Consider the following 17391-nt stretch of genomic DNA (forward strand, 5'->3'; position numbering starts at 1 on the left):
AACATTTAATCTATACAAAGAGAGGATATATTTATTATGAGCCAACAAATAGCAGAATTAATTATTTCAAGTAATGCTGTATTTACAGGTCTTACCGACCAGCCTGAACGTGCTTCTATTGTGATTAAGGACAACAAAATTGTTGCGATGGGCTCTGAGGAAGAAATGAAACACTATGCAGGCGAGAATACGAAAATCTATAAGTTTAATGACCAACTAATCATGCCGGGATTCCATGATTTTCATCTTCATATTATGCAGGGTGCCGTTGCTCTTAATGGTGTCAATCTGTTCGCGGCTCGTTCAGAAGGTGAAGCACTGGAAATGATTCGCGAATTTGCCGAAGCTAATCCGGAAAACCCATGGGTAATCGGATTTACATGGGATGCAGGTTATTGGGATACACAACAATTACCAGATCGTTATGCATTGGATCGTATTCTCCCTGATCGTCCAGCGATTATGTTTCACGCCGAAGTTCATTATGCTTGGGTGAATACGAAAGCATTAGAAATTTCAAATATTAATCGAGATACGGAAAACCCTTCTTTCGGTATTATTGGGAAGGATAAAAACGGAGAACCCAATGGGCTCCTATATGAAGAAGCAATGGACGCGGTGATCCGCCATGCCTATGATTTTACAAAGGAACAAAAAAGGACTCTTTTTACAAATTTCCTTACACATGCTGCTAGTTTAGGAGTAACGGCTGTCCACGATTTATTTGCAGCTGAATCATTGGCATCATTAAATGATTATGGTATTTTCAAAGAATTTGAAGACAAAGGGGAATTAACCACACGTATTCATTTGTGGCCTGCTTTAAATGGTGACTTGGAGCGCGTCGAGCACTTACGAAACACGTATCAATCGGATAAACTCCGTGTATCAGGACTGAAGCAATTTATCGATGGCGTCATTACCGCTCGAACTGGGTATTTACTTGAACCTTATGCGGACCAACCAGATTCACGTGGTGAGACGACTTTCCCTCCTGATACGATTAAAAATTGGGTTGTTGAGGCCGATAAAGAAGGCTTTAGTATTCGTTTTCATGCGATTGGGGATGGGGCCATTCGTTTGGCACTAGATGCCTATGAGGAAGCGCAAAAGGCTAATGGCAAGCGGGATTCACGTCATTCCGTTGAGCATGTTGAAGTAATTCATCCTGATGATATCCATCGTTTTAAAGAGCTTGGTGTTACTGCTTCGATGCAGCCAGATCATTTTGCGATGTCTGAACGAGGTGTTTATACTGATCGAATTGGCACCGAAAGGGAAAAGCATGTTTTTTCAATTAATACATTGAAAAATGCCGGTGCGAACTTGGCATTCGGGACCGACTTTCCAGTTGATATCCTAAATCCGCTTCTACAAATCTATCGTGCTGTAACCAGAATCGACAGCAGTGGAAAAACAGTGTGGCATCCGCATGAACGAATCACATTGGCCGAAGCATTAAAAGCTTATACAATCGGTTCAGCTTACGGGACATTCCGAGAACATGAATTAGGGACATTGGAAGTAGGGAAACTTGCAGATATTGTTGTTTTGGAAAGAAATCTCTTTGATATACCCGAGGAAGAAATACCAGATACAAAGGTACAGTTAACAGTTGTTGATGGTAAAGTAGTTTATGACCTTACGAATTCTCTAATCGAAAATTAGAAACACAATTATAAATAGAGGATTCCAAAAACTCTTAATTGAACATATTGTTGAATAGTTAAAATCATAACCAGATGGATGACAGCTCCTGTTCCAAACCCGATTATTCATAATAGGTACTTTCAGACTCAATAGACCTGTCTATGAGGAAGATTGGCATTAAGAAAAAGGTATCTCTAAATTATTGTTGGGATACCTTTTTTAACATAAAAATTTAAGTTACGACCAATTTTTATCAAATAATGTTATTAGAGAGCTAATGAAATTACCCTCCTTATCACCAAGGCTGGGAAGATATATGAAATCTGGTGTTTTACGGTTTAAAAAGAAAATTTTCAGTAAACATATGTATGGAGAAGTATTAAATTTTGTTGAATGACTACAATATAAGGTTTAAATTGACTAGTTCTTTAATATAAAAAAAGCATTTAAGAATTCAAATGCATGATCACGGATATCATGGATATGAATATTCCAATCATCCCAACAGGAATAATACCCTCTCCAAAAAAATTGGATAAGTAAGGAGCAGGTGTTTATCCATTGATATACGGATATTTAATGGATTCGGAAGTCATCTTTCATGAGCAATCCTGCTGCAACAAATTCCAATCCGACCATACATCGCCTAGCTTAACCAATAGATCCAGCCCATGACAAAAACCGGTTGCAGGACCAATAAAATTGGTTGCATGCACCTGCGTGACCTGCTTCACCAATTGATAACCTGATCGAATAAATAGTCCTGTCCCAATAATTCCACCTAAGGACATCATAAATAAATGGTGGCTTTTGATTTTCTATATTTCCCCTTATATTTACGTTTTGACATTCCGTTAGTGTCGCTATATAATGAATGATAGTCATTCATTATTTTATGAGGAGGTTCACGATATGCCGAGCAGTTCAGATGGAAAATATGAAAAAATTTTAAAAGCAGCCATTGATGTAATTTCTGAAAAAGGTCTTGATAAGACTTCTATTTCAGATATAGTAAAAAAAGCTGGAGTTGCACAAGGAACTTTTTATTTATATTTTTCCTCAAAAAAGGCTTTAATACCAGCTATTGCAGATAACCTTCTCACCATTACTTTAGAAGGAATTAAAGAAAAGATTCAAGGGAAAGAAACCTTTTGGGACGTCTTAGAAATTGTGATTGACGAAACTTTTAACATAACAGATGCGCACAAAGACGTTATTGTCCTTTGCTATTCTGGGCTAGCTATAGATTACTCGATGGAGAAATGGGAATTGATATACCAGCCCTATTATCATTGGCTAGAGGATTTAATAACTAAAGCCATTAAAAATAATGAGATAATAAGCGACATTAATGTAAAATGGACGGCCAGAATCATCATTAATCTTGTTGAAAATGCGGCTGAACGATTTTATATAAGTCATGAGCAAGATGATACCCTAGAAGTATATAAGGCTGAAATATTTAACTTCTTAAAAAGATCGTTATTTAGAACATAAACAAGTTATTGGATCTTTTCCAATACTTTTTGTTCCTTCAAAATGACTGACACTCATTCAATTAAGAGGATATAAAAAATGAGTTGGTTACTAATGTGAAAGCCATGTAAGTACTCCCCGCTGGAGTTGCTTATGAAGTAAGGACTGGGTCATTGTATAAGGATGACATCGTAATAATTATTGAAATGAAAATTAATACATCTATTGGAACAGGTAATAAAAAAGAGGTGATAATATGGCTTGGTTTTACTTGGTTATTGGAGGAATGTTAGAGATTGGATGGGCAGTGGGGTTGAAATTTTCAAAAGGATTTACCGAAGTAGTGCCTAGTATTGTGACCGTAATATTAATTATTTTAAGTTTTTACTTTTTCTCTCAAGCAATGAAGCGAATTTCTGTTGGAACAGCCTATGCAATCTTTACGGGAATAGGAGCTGCGGGAACAGCGATCATTGGAATGGTGTTTTTAGGAGAATATGTTTCGTTTTTCAAAATTCTTTTTATAGTTCTTCTGCTCGCGTGCATTATTTGTCTAAAGCTAGCAAGCAATCAGCAGGAACAATCCGTGCGAGATGCGAAATAGGGTGTGGTAACTATCTTTAAAAGCATTGATTCAAAACGACGGATTTTGTTCACTAATGCACCTACCCCTTTTTTAATGGAGGATGAAAATATAAATAATATCTATTGATTAATATTTTAGGGATTCTTGTTAGACGTGAAGTACGAGTAAAGAAGAGGTGATAATAATGGCATGGATGATGTTAATAATAGCAGGATTAGCAGAAATTGGCGGTGTTATTTCATTAAAACTTACAGAAGGATTTACAAAAATTAAACCAACGATTTCTTGTCTTCTTTTCGCCGGAATAAGCTTTTATTTATTATCTGCGTCTGTCCAAACACTTCCTGTAGGGACAGCTTATGCTATCTGGACTGGTATTGGTTCAGCAGGAAGTATTTTAATTGGCATGCTTTTTTTTAAAGAATCAAAAGATATTAAACGAATTATTCTTATTAGTGGTATAGTGATCAGCATAATTGGTCTAAAATTTGTTTCATGATACGTTAATATATTTTTAGTTATTCAGCAATCCTGCGCATTTCGAAGTAAGATATGCGCTCTTCGGGGCTGAATCCAGTGATGAGGATTGGGAGGTTCTAATAACATTTCAAACATCTTTTTTATTATGTCGGACACCGACCTTTACAGATAGTAAAATAAAGGATCCAAAGAAGCCACTTATGGGATGTGGTTCCTTTGAGGTCCTTTTTTCTTTATGAGAGAAACAGTATGTAATTTATTGAACAGCAATGACTCTTATGTTGAGTAATAAAAAGTCGTTTAATTTTTTTATTCAACAAACAGGCTTGATTGTTGAACGTCAGTAGGAACTTTTGAGGAGGATATAGAAGTTAGATTTATTCCTTATGTCCTGTGAGGAATAGGACAGGCTAGTTCAAGAAGGTAAGATAGTTTTTGAGATCGGTTTTCAAAATGTAGGCTTATAATGGAGATGCAAAATATTAATTAAAAAATTTTAGGGGGAATAAAACATGAGTGGAGTTGCAAAAACTCCTCAACCACCGTATTATGCAGTGATATTTGCTTCACAGCGAACAGAAGTTGACGGAGGTTATGGGAAAATGGCAGACAAAATGGTAGAGTTAGCTTCTCAACAGAGTGGTTTCTTAGGCGTGGAAAGTGCTCGTGATGAGGGGTTAGGAATCACAGTGTCATACTGGGAATCTTTAGATGCGATAAAGAAATGGAAGGAAAATTCAGCACATCAAGTTGCCCAAAATAGAGGTAAAACAGAATGGTATAAAAATTTTGCCCTTAGAGTTTGTAAAGTGGAGAGAGATAAGTTTTTCGAAATGTAGTACATAATTGCACTTCATCATTAAAGGGCTTCTTTGAACAAGTATAAGCGCTCACTTTGCATTCTATGGCCAGATTGTTGAATAACAGAGTGCGCGAAATATGCTAATTTTTAGGAAGAGATTGTGAAGAAATGTACTTAAAGTAACGGGGCAGAATAGTTTAATTAGTCCAAATGATAAGATAAATTAACAAATGGGAATATAGGAGCGATTCAAAATGGATAATTGGAGAGATAATACGATTTGGTTTGAACAAATACCAGATAATCTTCAGGCTTACTTAAACTTAAAAGAAGATAAATTTAATGAGGTGGAGCTTGAAAACATTGAGTATTTAACTCTTTGGCATCATAAAAAGAATAAGCTGGGCAACTTTGTGGGTATTCCTGAAAATCTCCTCTATCTAGAATTAAACTGGTCCAATTTAAAAGATTTCATTGGGATAGAAAAAATGAATAAACTAAAGCGTTTAGAATTACATTATTGTACTAAATTACAAAATGATACTGGTTTGTCTGGAGTATCCGATACGCTAGAACATTACATATTAAACAATCAAGAAAATTCATACCAAATGAAGAATTATTCTCTCTGAAAAACCTTCGGGTTCTGTGCCTTAGCTCTTGTGGTAATCTAGAGAATTTGAATTTTTTAAATCATTTCCCTAACCTAATCGACTTTAGATTTGTTGATACTAATGTGTTAGATGGTGACTTATCACCAATTCTAGACCATCCTACAATCCGAAGTGTAGGCTTTCTAAATAAGAGACATTACAATATTAAAGATGATAAGATGGATGCTTTGTTAAGGCATAAAAATGGTGGAGAAGAATTTAAAACAGTTATCAAGTATGGAAAATATGAAAATTTTAGATATAATTATTAAATTATTCTTGAACTAACTGATGCGTTACTTAAAGATCGGCTGCTGTTACATCAGGTCCTTTTTATTCAACTAAAGGGCAGGTTTGTGGAACAATAGAAATGAAACCTTTTTTTATGTCACAATTGACACAAGAAACGCAACAAAAAGAGGCATCTTTCTATAAGATACCTCTTCATTTCACTAGCTTGGTAAAGGGCTTAAATGTTCGTGGATTAACAACCAGTTATCCGATTCTTTGACGAATACATTGGTCGCTCTACCTCGACCATTGGTATATTTGCCATTAATAAAACCTTCATAAAAATATGTATAGGTACATGTTAAAGATGTATTAGAGGTAAATAACCATTGCACATCATGAGCTTCATAATTCTCATTTTTCACTAAATCCCATGCATTCTCAAAATAGTCTTGGATTTCATCGTGGTTTATACAGGTTTTGTTACTAAAAAAATATGTTGCATTAGGGTGAAGTAATTTTTTAACTTTTTCAAAATTGTGTGAATTTGTCGCTTTAATATAATTATTGAGAATATCCAATTGTTTCACTCCTTAATCATTGTCAATTAAGTATACCAATTTATTTTTTGTGTGTGATATCAAGATTTCTTGGTGCGCATTTCGAGGAAAATATGCACTAGGAGAAGGTGTTTTTTCCACTAACTTGTGCTTATGTTCAAGCTCTGCTGCAAACCAGGCGGCTTTTTGTTCAACTAAAGGGGTTAGTTAGTTAAATAGGGAGAAGGTAATTCTTATATAAAAAAAGTAAAGTGATAAGAGATGATGTTTCTTAATTTTGGAGGAATTATATGTCATTTGAACAATGCCAAAGTGTTACTTCTTTAATGGCAGGATTTAATAAAACGTGGTTCATTGCTGGTGGATGGGCGATTGATCTTTTTATAGGGAAAGAAATAAGGGAACACAAAGATTTAGAGATTGCTTTATTCCGAAAGGACCAACTAAATTTAAAGGCTTATCTAAAGGAATGGGATTTTAAGAAGGTGATTAAAGGTGAATTCCATACTTGGGGAAATGAGTATTTAAAGTTACCTATTCACGAAATTCACGTAACTAATAAGTTTAATGGAGAGAAAATAGAAGTTCTTCTAAATGAAACAAACGATAATAATTGGAAATTCAGAAGAGATTTAAGGATTTCTTACCCACTCAATTCAGTTTGGAGCTATTCTGAAACAGGTATTCCTTATCTAAATCCAGAAATTGTCCTTTTATATAAGGCGAAAAACACAAGAGAAAAAGATCATCGAGACTTTATGACAATAAAGGATTATCTCGATAATGAAAAGAAACAATGGCTTCGATATGCATTAGAATTGCACAAACCAGGACATAAGTGGCTTCACTTTTTGTTCTAATTATTATTCACTATTGGTTGCAAGAGTTGAAGATCCAATGAGGATCGGGAAGCTTCTTATTCGACTAACGGGGCAGTTAATAGAACAAGGATATTTGAAAAATGCGTGGAAATATAAGTAGTAACTTAATTTGAATTTTTGAGCAGCTACCACCACGGTAGCTTATTTTTTTGAGAGTCATTTTTGATTACTCAATAGGGGGAAATTATTTTGCCAAAAGGGTTGCTTCATCATATTGAGTTGTACGTATCTAATTTGGAAAAATCGGTGGAATTTTGGGGATGGTTGCTTCAAGAATTAGGATATAGCTCTTTTCAAAAATGGGAATGTGGGCAAAGCTGGAGATTAGATGGTACCTATATTGTTTTTGTACAGGCAGAGGAACGATTCCTTGATATTCAATACCATAGGTGCCGAGTAGGGCTGAACCATCTAGCATTTTACGCTGAGTCACGCCTTCACGTTGATGAAATAACAAAAGTATTAGAGTCTAAAGGGGTAAATATCCTTTATAAAAACAAACATCCATTTGCTGGAGGATATAATCATTACGCAGTCTATTTAGAAGACCCTGATAGGATTAAAGTTGAACTGGTAGCTCTATAATGTAATGGAGTAGATGATCTTTCTTATTAAGCTAACGGAGTAGGATAGTTGAATAGGGATTATGGTGTAAGGAGTATATTTAAAAGGAGATTTAATAATGGAACATTTTAAAAATAAAGTTGCCTGGTGTCCAATTTGTTCTCAGGGGTGGGTAGAGATAGTAAAAGATGTTGGAACTGATGACCTTTATGTGTTGTGTGATGAATGTCTAAATGAATGGAATCATCCAGAAAATATCGAGGTATCAACAGCAAGAACGGAAATTAATGATAATCGAGTAAATACACCAACAGACGAAGAGATTCGAAGTGCCAACTGGGAAAAATATATTATCAATGAGTAATGTTTAAATTCAACTAACAGGGGTGCATTACTTTAAGATCCAGTTGCCATCTCAGCCAGCATTTTTCTTATTGTACAAACGGGGCAGTTTAGTGAAGATGGAGTCTGGAATAGCGAAAGAGAAGAATAAAAGAACCTTAATCGGGGAGTGGGAACAGAATGATTAAAGCTGTTATATTCGATTTAGACGGAACTTTGTTAAATAGAGATGAATCAGTAAAAATGTTTATACAGAAGCAATACGACAGACTAAATAAATTGGTAGGTCATATACCTAAAGAGAAATACGTAAGAAGATTTATTGAAATAGATAATCGTGGATATGTTTGGAAAGATAAAGTATATCAACAACTAGTCAATGAATTTGAGATTACTGAAATAACTTGGGAGGAATTACTTCAAGATTATATAAGTCAATTTAAGAATAATTGCATTTCTTTCCCGAATCTTATAGGTATGCTAGAAGAATTGCGGACCAACAACCTTGTTTTAGGGTTGATTACCAATGGTAAAGGGCAATTTCAGATGGATAACATAAGGGCATTGGGAATTGAAGAGTTTTTTGAAATTATTTTAGTATCTGAATGGGAAGGCTTAAAAAAACCTGACCCTCAAATATTTAAGCGAGCCTTGGACCAACTTAATGTTTCAGCTAATGAAAGTATATTTGTAGGCGACCATCCAGATAATGATGTAAAAGCTGCCCGAAATGTTGGAATGAAAGGAATTTGGAAAAAAGATTTTCAATGGAACAATGTCGAAGCAGACTTTATTGTAGATAATTTGGGAGAACTACCTTTAATCATTGAAAATTTAAGGCAACAATTTATTGAGCCTTGTTCTGGGGTGTAAGTGTTAAAGTCAGGCTGTTATTGCGGGGTAGCTTTTTATTATTTCGCTAAAGGGGCAGGTTGTTTCAATAGTTATATATTTATCTAAAAAGGAGTATTAAATCCAGGAGGATTAGTACTCCTTTTGTTGAAGTCTTTAATCTTAATGGAAATCTGTGTGAATACATTTGGGGGTGGTATGTAATATGAAAACAAGCATAATAGCAGCTTATGACAAACTTGCAAGCGATTATGAATATAATGTTGATACTAAAAATGCATATAACATTCATTATGAAAGACCAGCAATGATAAAACTTCTGCCGGCAAATTTAAAAAACACCAAGGTTCTTGATGCTGGTTGTGCAGCCGGCTGGTATACGGAGCAGTTAGTAAAGCTGGGTGCAGAAGTAATTGCAACTGATATAAGTACAGAAATGGTGGCAGCTACTCAAAGACGTATTGGAAACAAGGCGAAGGTGCTGAATTTAGACCTTGAAAATGAGCTGCCCTTCCCAAAAGAATCTTTTGATCTCATAATGAGTTCACTTGTAATTCATTATATTAACGATTGGAGCAAGACCTTTAGTGAGTTTCAAAGGATCTTGAAACCAGGAGGGAAACTACTGTTTTCAATACATCATCCATTTATGGACTTTAAACTTTCCAAAAACAAGCAGTATTTTTCTACAGAGCTAATAATTGACCAATGGGAAAGGAAAGGAAGATTGATTGAAGTTCCATTTTACCGTAGGTCCTTGAGTGAAGTATTGAACAAAACTCTTGAGTATTTTTCAATTGAAAACATAATTGAGCCACAACCCACAATAAAATTTAAGTCACTAGATCCACTGAAGTATGAAAGACTGATGAGCAATCCTCATTTTTTAATTATGAAGGCTTCAAAGAAAAACGATGATGTTGAACTACCGGGTCAGCATTCTATATAGAAAATGAAATTTGAATTAAAAGCTAAGATTGTGAACAAATGTACTTAAACTACCATGAAAATTACCTTCTGTGAAATTCCAAAAATGGCAATACTTAAATAGACGCAGCTCATTCAACTTTTTAAAAGGGGAGGAGCGTCTTTTTCTTTGGTGTATATATACTTGTTTAAGGAAGCTTCTGTTATTGTAACCGTATTGCCTAGGTTTTCTAGTCTTCGAACTGAATGGCGTACAATAGAAACCTGTCTTTGTTTATCAAAGTAATCTCGGATTGAATATATTTTCATTCTTTGTGGTGAAGCGCTTATTTTTGCGCTTCATGGATGGTTATAGGGTGCAAGGGTTGAAGATCCAATAGGATCCAGCTCTTTTTTATTATTCAGCTAAAGGGCAACATTAGTTGATTTAATTATAATAAGTTTTACCTTGACCAAGTTTTCAGTTGATCTATACTTAGAGTGGCGCTGGAAGAATATAGGGAGTGGATCGATTTGGATACTAAACTTTTCTTAGACAAAATAACTATACTTTTTAAAGAAGAACTTAGGGATAATTTGTTAGGGATTTATTTACATGGATCTCTAGCAATGGGGTGTTATAACCCCCATAAGAGTGATATCGATTTCTTAGTCGTTGTAAATGAAAAGCTAACACCAGCAAATAATTCTAGGATCGCAAAATTAGCTTTATCCTTACATGATGAGATGTCTAATGAGCGTGGAATAGAGTTCACCATTATCTTAGAAACTTACCTAAAAAAGTTTGTTTATCCGACTCCTTTCGAGTTTCATTACTCTGAATATCATAGGGAGAAATATCGCACAAATGGAAATTATCTTTGCGGGGGATTTGAAGATGAGGATTTAGCTTCACAAATCGTTGTTGCCTATGAGAGAGGATTAACACTGTATGGAAAACCATTAAGTGAACTTTATGAACCGATCGATAGTCAATATTACCTTGCCTCCATTCTACATGACGTGGAGGGAGCTGCAGAGGAGATCATTAGCAATCCACCTGCGTACCTGACTCCTATGTACCTAACCTTAAATCTCTGTCGAGTTCTTTTTTTTATTAAAGAAGGTAAGATATCTTCAAAGCGAGAAGGCGGGGAATGGGGATTAAATAATCTGCCTCATAAATACCAGCAGTTGGTTGAACAGTGTCTAAATGAATATAACGGAGAAACATTTAGTAGTGAAGTTGTTTCCCAAACTTTTTATGAATTCATTGAACTCATGATTAAAGAAATAAGGCAAGACATTTTTATTAAGCTCCCATGCAAAATGGACCCAGTAAAAACACTTTTAAAAAAAGGCTGAGCCTCTGAGTAGTACTATTATAGAGTTGGATTAAAAACTGAAAGCATCATCCTTCTAAAAACGTTTTGATTTAACCGATATTAATGGAAATATGATAAGTATTATAGAATTTATAAATGAGAATATATAACAAACTCTTTGCTTTGCTTTTAATAAAAGCAAGGTATTTTTATTTATTCGACTAAAGGAGCAGGTTAGTAAAAAAGGACATAGGACAAAAAGGAAGGAACCAGCTGCTTCCTTTCAATTACTATTTTACACCAATTACACGAATCCTTTTATAATCAGCAATCCAATTACCACCTTTATATAGAGTTCCCTTTAAATTTTTTTCAACGTTTGTAACTATTTCGTTTGCTGTATGTTCAGGAATACCATCTAATAGATGGCTGCCGAACATATTAATCCAATTTTTTAATCCATTATCCCCATCCAATTGAGTTGGTCTATCAAAGTGTTGAACAAAAGTCACTCTAAATCCTACTTCTTCCATTAAATTCGAATACTCAGCAATACTTGGATAAAACCAAGGAAATTGTTCCTTTTTAAATTCTAATCCTGCTTCTTTTATTTGTTGTATAATTTCATCTGTTATCGTTTGAACGTTGCCTTTTCCTCCGAATTCGGCAACAACTCTTCCACCTTGTTTTAAACTTTGATAAATACTATGTAAAGCTTGGATAGGTGGTTGTACCCAATGAAGTGTTGCGTTAGAGAATACTGCATCAAATTCGCTATGATATTCTAGGTTTGTGGCATCTTGAACCATAAACGGTATATAAGGGTATTTACTGACTGCCTGTTTCACCATATTTTCAGATTTGTCTACACCTACAATTTCTACGCCACACTCATATAAGGTATTGGCTAAATCTCCTGTTCCACAACCAAGGTCAAGAATTTTTTCTCCTTGTTTTGGGGCTAATAATTCAACCAAATTATTCCCATATTTCGAAACAAAAGAATGCTTAATATCATATAAATTTGCATCCCAATTATCTTTTGTATTTTGAAATTTTTCCAAGTCTACTCTCTCCCTAATGTATATATTTGTTAATTAAATTATAATTGAAAGAAGTGATAATATATATTAACAAAAAAGCAAATATTCAATAACGAACTGTTATTGTGATGGAGGTTCATATGGATATTAAGTGGATAAAGACTTTCATAATTACAGCTAAGTTTGAGAATTTTAGAAAAGCCTCAGAAGAACTTTTTCTAACTCAACCTGCGGTTACAAAACATATTAAAAGGCTGGAAGAAAACCTTAACATTCAATTATTTGAAAGAATAGGGAATAAAGTTGCTCTTACACCAGCAGGTCACAAATTTCTTTCGTATGCAAGGGAATTTTTAATAAAGTATGAGCAAGGAATGAATGATTTTGAATCATGGAAACAGGGATATAATCGAAAGTTAGTTATTGCTACTGCGCCACAAATTGCGTCATCATTTCTTCCTTCTTTAGTGCGTCATTTTGTTGATGAAAATCCGAATATAGAAGTAATTATAAATGTACTTAAATCTTATGATATAGGTGAAGAAATTAGTGTTGGTAGAGCAGACATAGGATTAACAAGGCTTCTCCCTCTTCAAAAAAATATAAAAACCAATATTGTACACATAGAACCTGTAATTTTGGTTGGACCTAATGAATACAAAGAGGCTACTCACCTTGATGAACAAACGATAATACATAAGTATAGGTTGATAACGCATAACCATCCAGATTATTGGGATACTCTTTTAAATGATATTAAAAGGCATTATCCAACTGTTCGAACTATGAAGGTAAATCAAATAGAAGTTACAAAGCGTTTCATAGAAGAAGGACTCGGAGTTTCCTATTTACCTTTTACCGTAATTAAAAATGAAATATCAATGAAAGAGCTGGTAGAGATTAAATCAAACAAAATCACTCCACCAACATCCTATACGTATGCATTAACAAAAGTAGAAACTGATGAAGTATCAAATTTTATTAACTTTTTAATGGATACGTTGAGTGAATTGTGAAAGTAGTTGTAGTATTTTTCTAAATAACCTAATGATTTGATTATTTGTGAAGGATTTCACTTAAAGTAACGGGTGCTTATATTCAAGATCAGCTTCCAAACGAGGCGGCTTTTTTTATTCAATTTAAGGGGCAGGATATTTGAAAAAGTATCCAGTTATAATAATAAAAGATATTTTAATGAGGTGAAAAAAATGGTTAGAAGGAGATAGATAGCCTCCTAAAAACAATGTTATTTATATTTTTTAGGAGGCTACCTTAAATTTAGGAGATGGATTAATTATGAAACAAAACAAGTATGATGATGAGAAATTTTTCTCTGCGTATAAAAAATGCCCCGTTCAGTTAAAGGACTTGGAGGGGCGGGAGAATGGCATACATTAAAAGAACTAATACCAACACTTCTAAATAAGAGTGTACTTGATTTGGGGTGTGGATTCGGCTGGCATTGTCGATACGCACGTGAGCAACAAGCAAGTTCAGTAATAGGTATAGATATTTCCGAAAAGATGATTCAAAAAGCTTGAAATGACGGATGATCCTTTGATTTCATACATTAAAATGCCAATAGAAGACATCAAGTTTTCAGGCTGTCAATTTGATGTTGTCATCAGTTCGCTGGCTTTTCACTATATTAAGTCCTTTCAAACAATCTGTAAAAAGGTTTATGATTGTCTGAAGCCTGGAGGTTCCTTTGTTTTTTCAGTTGAACATCCTATTTTCACATCTCGAAAAGAACAAGATTGGTATTATGATGATAACGGGAATCGCCTACATTAAAGTTATGATCCCATCTCCTAAGTCAAAACAAAGCTAGATAATTATGTTAATTTCGGTGTGAGATTGTGTTTTTAATAACATATTTAAATGAAGGAATAAGTTCTTTCGATGTAGAATTCCAATGGGAAAATGTCTTAAAGGAGAATTTATGAAAAAGAGCTAATTAATTTTTTCATTATAACAGTAATTATCCTATTTTCCTGGTTGATTTTCTCTGTTAATCAACTCCTGAATGGACTGGAAAGTCTACTGATGGCAAGTGGAAAACAATTTAATAAAAAACTACTCAATTATTCCATTATAGGGCGTTAGTTGAACAACAATAAAATACAGTTGTTGTGGTAACATTTGTTGTACAAAAAGGATAGATGGAATACGGGTATTCTTCCTGTTCATCTATCCTTTTTCTTTTACACCTTTTAAATGTGTGACATTATAACCAATTATTTATATGGTGTCTTAATTACTTTCTTGACTTTTAATAAAAATTCTTAATTAGGGTTCTTTTTATTAGATTTTAAATTTTTGAACAGAGTCCTTCAACTGCTTAGCTAAAGAGCTTAGATTTGTAGTAAGATCTGAAATTTTAACAATTGCCAATTCCTGTTGGTCCGTTGATGAAGCAACTTGTCGTGAAATTTGTGCGGTATCTTTTGAGAGACTGGCGAATTCATCAATAGATGCAGAGATTTCTTCGGATCCAGCAGATAATTCTTCTGTAACAGCTGAAACTTCCTGTATTTCTCCGGTTACTCCTTCTACAGCATTCAATATCTGATTGAATTTATCGCCTGCACTATTTACTAATGTCGTTCCTTCCTCTACCTGGACAGTACTTTTTTTCATATTTTCAACAGCAATATCTATAGAAGACTTAAAGTAGTTTAGCTTTTCAGCTATTTGGGCTGCAGAAACTTTAGAACCCTCTGCAAGATTTTTCACCTCTTGGGATACCACCGCAAAGCCTTTACCATGTTCCCCGGCTCTTGCAGCTTCTATGGCCGCATTTAAGGCAAGAAGGTTAGTCTGTTCAGCTATACCAGAAATTAGATTAACAACATTCTGAATCTCATTTGCTTGTGTTCCTAGTTCTTCTATATACCCCGAGGAATCCCGGACTGTCTCTTTAATAGTATTAATTTTATTAATTATCGTATGAATTTCATCGAAACCTTCCTTCACCTGAAAGACAACTTCATTAGATTGCTCACCAACTTCTGAGGAAGCTTCTGCAATTCGTTGAATCCCTATAGCCATCTCTTCAATAGCTTTTGCAGATTCTTCACTTCTAATAAGCTGAGTGTCCGTAGCCCCAGCAACTTCTTTAATCCCATTAACAATTAAGTTACTGGCGTGACTAATTTCATTTACTTTATTTTCAATTATTCTAGAAGAAGTTAATAAAGCCTCAGAAGAAGATTTAATCTCTTCAACCATTTCAATTGTATGATAGGTCATTTTCTTAAATGAGTCTGTTACGTTACTAATTTCGTCTCTTCCTTTTACCTGGATACTCGTTACTGTTTCTTCTGCTGTTCGAAGATCACCATCTGCCATTAATTGTGAAGCAACACTGATTTTTTCAAGCGGTCTTAAACTATTACGAATAGACAATACTAATATAATGATCACAAAAAGAATTAAAACGAGATTAATGATGAGATTAAGAGGGAGTTCTTTAAGCAGAACTTGCTCCCCAATACTGTTTACATCCTGAGCATTGATATCAACCCCCAAGACCCCAATAACCTCTCCGTCCTGCTGAATAGGGGCGAATGCTGATAAATAATCCCCGTATTCTGGATCATGCACAATCGGAGCACTTGAAGGCTTTCCTTCAAGTACTTTTATAACATCCTCGTATTTTGTGGTTGATGTGGTTTCCATAATATCTGCTGCCATATCAGAATCCTGAGGCAATCCATCGACTAAAATGAATACTTTTTCCTCTTTTGAATCAACGAATAATGTATAAACATAAAGAGCTCCGTTTTTTTCTCTGAAATCATTTAATTGTTCTCTGAGATTCCAATAGACATCATTCTTTTCAGGTTCCCCTAAAAAATCTTTATACATTTCTGTATTCATTTTACCTGCAATATTTTCTGCTATATTCATACTAAAGTTTTGTATCGAGGATTCCACTGAATTGCTTGTACTAAAAAAGAGCATTATACTGTTCCCTATTAAAATAAGCCCCAATCCAGTTGCCATAAGAAGAGCAATTTTACTACTTAATCTTTTCATATTTTTCACTCCATTACTATTAATTACTAAATTATAACTTTAGAACTGATAAAAAAGAACTAGTTAAATTTAGGTATTATATTCCTGTATTTACATTTATGGGGATTAATTTTGTTTAAATTTGATATGCTGTGATTTAGCTATACTATTTGGAGGGATTTTATTGCAGACATTATTTCGGTATAACTGGATAGTCAGAGAAGAATGGTATCGGTGGTGTGAGGAGTTAAGTGAAGAGGATCTCCTACGCAACAGAACTGGCGGAGTAGGTAGTATTTTGCATACACTCTTCTATACAGTTGATGTCGATGGAGCTGGATACGCCTTGTACAAGGTAAAACAGATTTTGAGGAGAATTTTGATAGTTACAAGAGCTTGAATCTGGTTCGAAAATTAGATGCTGAATTTCGAACGGAAGTGGAGAACTTTGTGAACAACTGGGATGGGAGCATGGAAAATCAATTATTTTACGATACTCTACGAGATGGAAGAATTGTAACGGATACTTGGGGCGAGGTTATACGACATGTAATTGCCCACGAAATCCACCGTATAGGACAATTATCAATTTGGGCAAGGGAAGTAGGGAAAAAGCCTGTGTCCGCAAATCTTATTGGTCGGGGTCTTTCCTCTTATTCTAATAATTAATACAAAAAGAAAAATAATTTAGCAGTATTCCTCCTTGTATGAACGGGTGCTTATCTTGAATAAGTTATAAGCAATGATCTTCCACAATCGGACGCTTCCGTTGAAGATTGCTGAGCTGTTTTACAGCTCTATTTTATCTAACAAACGAGCAGGTTAGTGGAACAAGAGAAATGAAAATCTACCTTTTTTTATGTGCAATTGACCCAAACTATGCAATAAAAAACTCACCAAACTAACTAGTAGAAGGGTGAGGATTGGACAATTGTTAAAATTTTTTTATATCAACAAGGGCATTTTGTAAACTTGAATAAGTCATTACGGAACCAAAATCAATACCTAATTGAACCATCG

At 34.5% G+C, this 17391-nt stretch carries 16 protein-coding genes and 2 pseudogenes; 15 read left to right on the plus strand and 3 right to left on the minus strand.

The window, feature by feature from the left end:
• The first annotated feature begins 36 nt into the window (after window positions 1-36).
• From DFO73_RS23755 to DFO73_RS29505, 6 genes are all read left to right on the plus strand, one after another.
• Complete coding sequence (locus tag DFO73_RS23755; protein WP_110067181.1) at window positions 37-1668, plus strand: amidohydrolase; 1632 nt, start codon at window positions 37-39, stop codon at window positions 1666-1668.
• An 894-nt stretch (window positions 1669-2562) separates the two neighbouring features.
• Window positions 2563-3147: a TetR family transcriptional regulator gene (locus tag DFO73_RS23765; RefSeq protein WP_110067182.1), complete on the plus strand. Its 585-nt coding sequence runs from the start codon at window positions 2563-2565 to the stop codon at window positions 3145-3147.
• A gap of 235 nt (window positions 3148-3382) precedes the next feature.
• A complete protein-coding gene (locus DFO73_RS23770) occupies window positions 3383-3730 on the plus strand; it encodes a DMT family transporter (RefSeq protein WP_110067183.1) in 348 nt (115 codons plus the stop codon).
• Window positions 3731-3896: 166 nt separating this feature from the next.
• Window positions 3897-4211: a DMT family transporter gene (locus DFO73_RS23775; protein WP_110067184.1), complete on the plus strand. Its 315-nt coding sequence runs from the start codon at window positions 3897-3899 to the stop codon at window positions 4209-4211.
• 493 nt (window positions 4212-4704) lie between these two features.
• Window positions 4705-5031: an antibiotic biosynthesis monooxygenase family protein gene (locus tag DFO73_RS23780; protein ID WP_110067185.1), complete on the plus strand. Its 327-nt coding sequence runs from the start codon at window positions 4705-4707 to the stop codon at window positions 5029-5031.
• Between the two features lie 217 nt (window positions 5032-5248).
• Window positions 5249-5626: a hypothetical protein gene (locus DFO73_RS29505; protein ID WP_258309724.1), complete on the plus strand. Its 378-nt coding sequence runs from the start codon at window positions 5249-5251 to the stop codon at window positions 5624-5626.
• 473 nt (window positions 5627-6099) lie between these two features.
• Here DFO73_RS29505 and DFO73_RS23790 read toward each other — a convergent pair whose 3' ends face one another.
• Window positions 6100-6459 carry a YybH family protein gene (locus DFO73_RS23790; protein WP_110067186.1) on the minus strand — a complete coding sequence of 120 codons (360 nt, stop codon included), beginning with the start codon at window positions 6457-6459 and terminating at the stop codon, window positions 6100-6102.
• Window positions 6460-6728: 269 nt separating this feature from the next.
• Here DFO73_RS23790 and DFO73_RS23795 point away from each other — a divergent pair, with 269 nt between their 5' ends.
• The 6 genes from DFO73_RS23795 to DFO73_RS23820 all read left to right on the plus strand — a co-directional run bounded on the left by DFO73_RS23795 (window position 6729) and on the right by DFO73_RS23820 (window position 11348).
• Window positions 6729-7298, plus strand: coding sequence for a nucleotidyltransferase domain-containing protein (locus tag DFO73_RS23795; protein ID WP_110067187.1), 570 nt, complete (start codon window positions 6729-6731; stop codon window positions 7296-7298).
• A 210-nt stretch (window positions 7299-7508) separates the two neighbouring features.
• A complete protein-coding gene (locus tag DFO73_RS23800; RefSeq protein ID WP_110067188.1) occupies window positions 7509-7904 on the plus strand; it encodes a VOC family protein in 396 nt (131 codons plus the stop codon).
• Between the two features lie 97 nt (window positions 7905-8001).
• A complete protein-coding gene (locus DFO73_RS23805; RefSeq protein ID WP_110067189.1) occupies window positions 8002-8247 on the plus strand; it encodes a hypothetical protein in 246 nt (81 codons plus the stop codon).
• 158 nt (window positions 8248-8405) lie between these two features.
• Window positions 8406-9098, plus strand: coding sequence for an HAD family hydrolase (locus DFO73_RS23810; RefSeq protein WP_110067190.1), 693 nt, complete (start codon window positions 8406-8408; stop codon window positions 9096-9098).
• 184 nt (window positions 9099-9282) lie between these two features.
• Entirely contained in the window at window positions 9283-10026 is a 744-nt protein-coding gene (locus DFO73_RS23815; RefSeq protein ID WP_110067191.1) for a class I SAM-dependent methyltransferase, read from the plus strand.
• Window positions 10027-10517: 491 nt separating this feature from the next.
• A complete protein-coding gene (locus tag DFO73_RS23820) occupies window positions 10518-11348 on the plus strand; it encodes an aminoglycoside adenylyltransferase domain-containing protein (RefSeq protein ID WP_258309725.1) in 831 nt (276 codons plus the stop codon).
• Between the two features lie 250 nt (window positions 11349-11598).
• Here the strand turns inward: DFO73_RS23820 and DFO73_RS23825 are convergent, their stop codons facing one another.
• A complete protein-coding gene (locus tag DFO73_RS23825; RefSeq protein WP_110067193.1) occupies window positions 11599-12372 on the minus strand; it encodes a class I SAM-dependent methyltransferase in 774 nt (257 codons plus the stop codon).
• A 119-nt stretch (window positions 12373-12491) separates the two neighbouring features.
• Between DFO73_RS23825 and DFO73_RS23830 the strand changes: the two genes are divergently transcribed.
• Window positions 12492-13367 (plus strand): LysR family transcriptional regulator, encoded by an 876-nt coding sequence (locus tag DFO73_RS23830; RefSeq protein ID WP_110067194.1) that lies wholly within the window; start codon window positions 12492-12494, stop codon window positions 13365-13367.
• 280 nt (window positions 13368-13647) lie between these two features.
• Window positions 13648-14142, plus strand: a pseudogene (locus DFO73_RS23835) (class I SAM-dependent methyltransferase); the annotation flags it as partial.
• 513 nt (window positions 14143-14655) lie between these two features.
• Here DFO73_RS23835 and DFO73_RS23840 read toward each other — a convergent pair.
• Window positions 14656-16392, minus strand: a complete 1737-nt coding sequence (locus tag DFO73_RS23840) for a methyl-accepting chemotaxis protein (protein ID WP_110067195.1) — start codon at window positions 16390-16392, stop codon at window positions 14656-14658.
• A 163-nt stretch (window positions 16393-16555) separates the two neighbouring features.
• On the opposite strand from DFO73_RS23840, the pseudogene DFO73_RS23845 reads away from it, so the two are divergent.
• A pseudogene (locus tag DFO73_RS23845) lies at window positions 16556-17040 on the plus strand (DinB family protein).
• The last annotated feature ends 351 nt before the right edge of the window (window positions 17041-17391 follow it).

The organism is Cytobacillus oceanisediminis (assembly GCF_003182355.1).
Lineage (GTDB): Bacteria > Bacillota > Bacilli > Bacillales > Cytobacillaceae > Cytobacillus > Cytobacillus oceanisediminis_A.

Bases quoted from the DNA above. Each gene is read 5' to 3' on its own strand.
- DFO73_RS23755 (WP_110067181.1), top strand. From the start codon at position 37: ATGAGCCAACAAATAGCAGAATTAATTATTTCAAGTAATGCTGTATTT.
- DFO73_RS23765 (WP_110067182.1), top strand. From the start codon at position 2,563: ATGCCGAGCAGTTCAGATGGAAAATATGAAAAAATTTTAAAAGCAGCC.
- DFO73_RS23770 (WP_110067183.1), top strand. From the start codon at position 3,383: ATGGCTTGGTTTTACTTGGTTATTGGAGGAATGTTAGAGATTGGATGG.
- DFO73_RS23775 (WP_110067184.1), top strand. From the start codon at position 3,897: ATGGCATGGATGATGTTAATAATAGCAGGATTAGCAGAAATTGGCGGT.
- DFO73_RS23780 (WP_110067185.1), top strand. From the start codon at position 4,705: ATGAGTGGAGTTGCAAAAACTCCTCAACCACCGTATTATGCAGTGATA.
- DFO73_RS29505 (WP_258309724.1), top strand. From the start codon at position 5,249: ATGGATAATTGGAGAGATAATACGATTTGGTTTGAACAAATACCAGAT.
- DFO73_RS23795 (WP_110067187.1), top strand. From the start codon at position 6,729: ATGTCATTTGAACAATGCCAAAGTGTTACTTCTTTAATGGCAGGATTT.
- DFO73_RS23805 (WP_110067189.1), top strand. From the start codon at position 8,002: ATGGAACATTTTAAAAATAAAGTTGCCTGGTGTCCAATTTGTTCTCAG.
- DFO73_RS23810 (WP_110067190.1), top strand. From the start codon at position 8,406: ATGATTAAAGCTGTTATATTCGATTTAGACGGAACTTTGTTAAATAGA.
- DFO73_RS23815 (WP_110067191.1), top strand. From the start codon at position 9,283: ATGAAAACAAGCATAATAGCAGCTTATGACAAACTTGCAAGCGATTAT.
- DFO73_RS23830 (WP_110067194.1), top strand. From the start codon at position 12,492: ATGGATATTAAGTGGATAAAGACTTTCATAATTACAGCTAAGTTTGAG.
- DFO73_RS23840 (WP_110067195.1), bottom strand. From the start codon at position 16,392: ATGAAAAGATTAAGTAGTAAAATTGCTCTTCTTATGGCAACTGGATTG.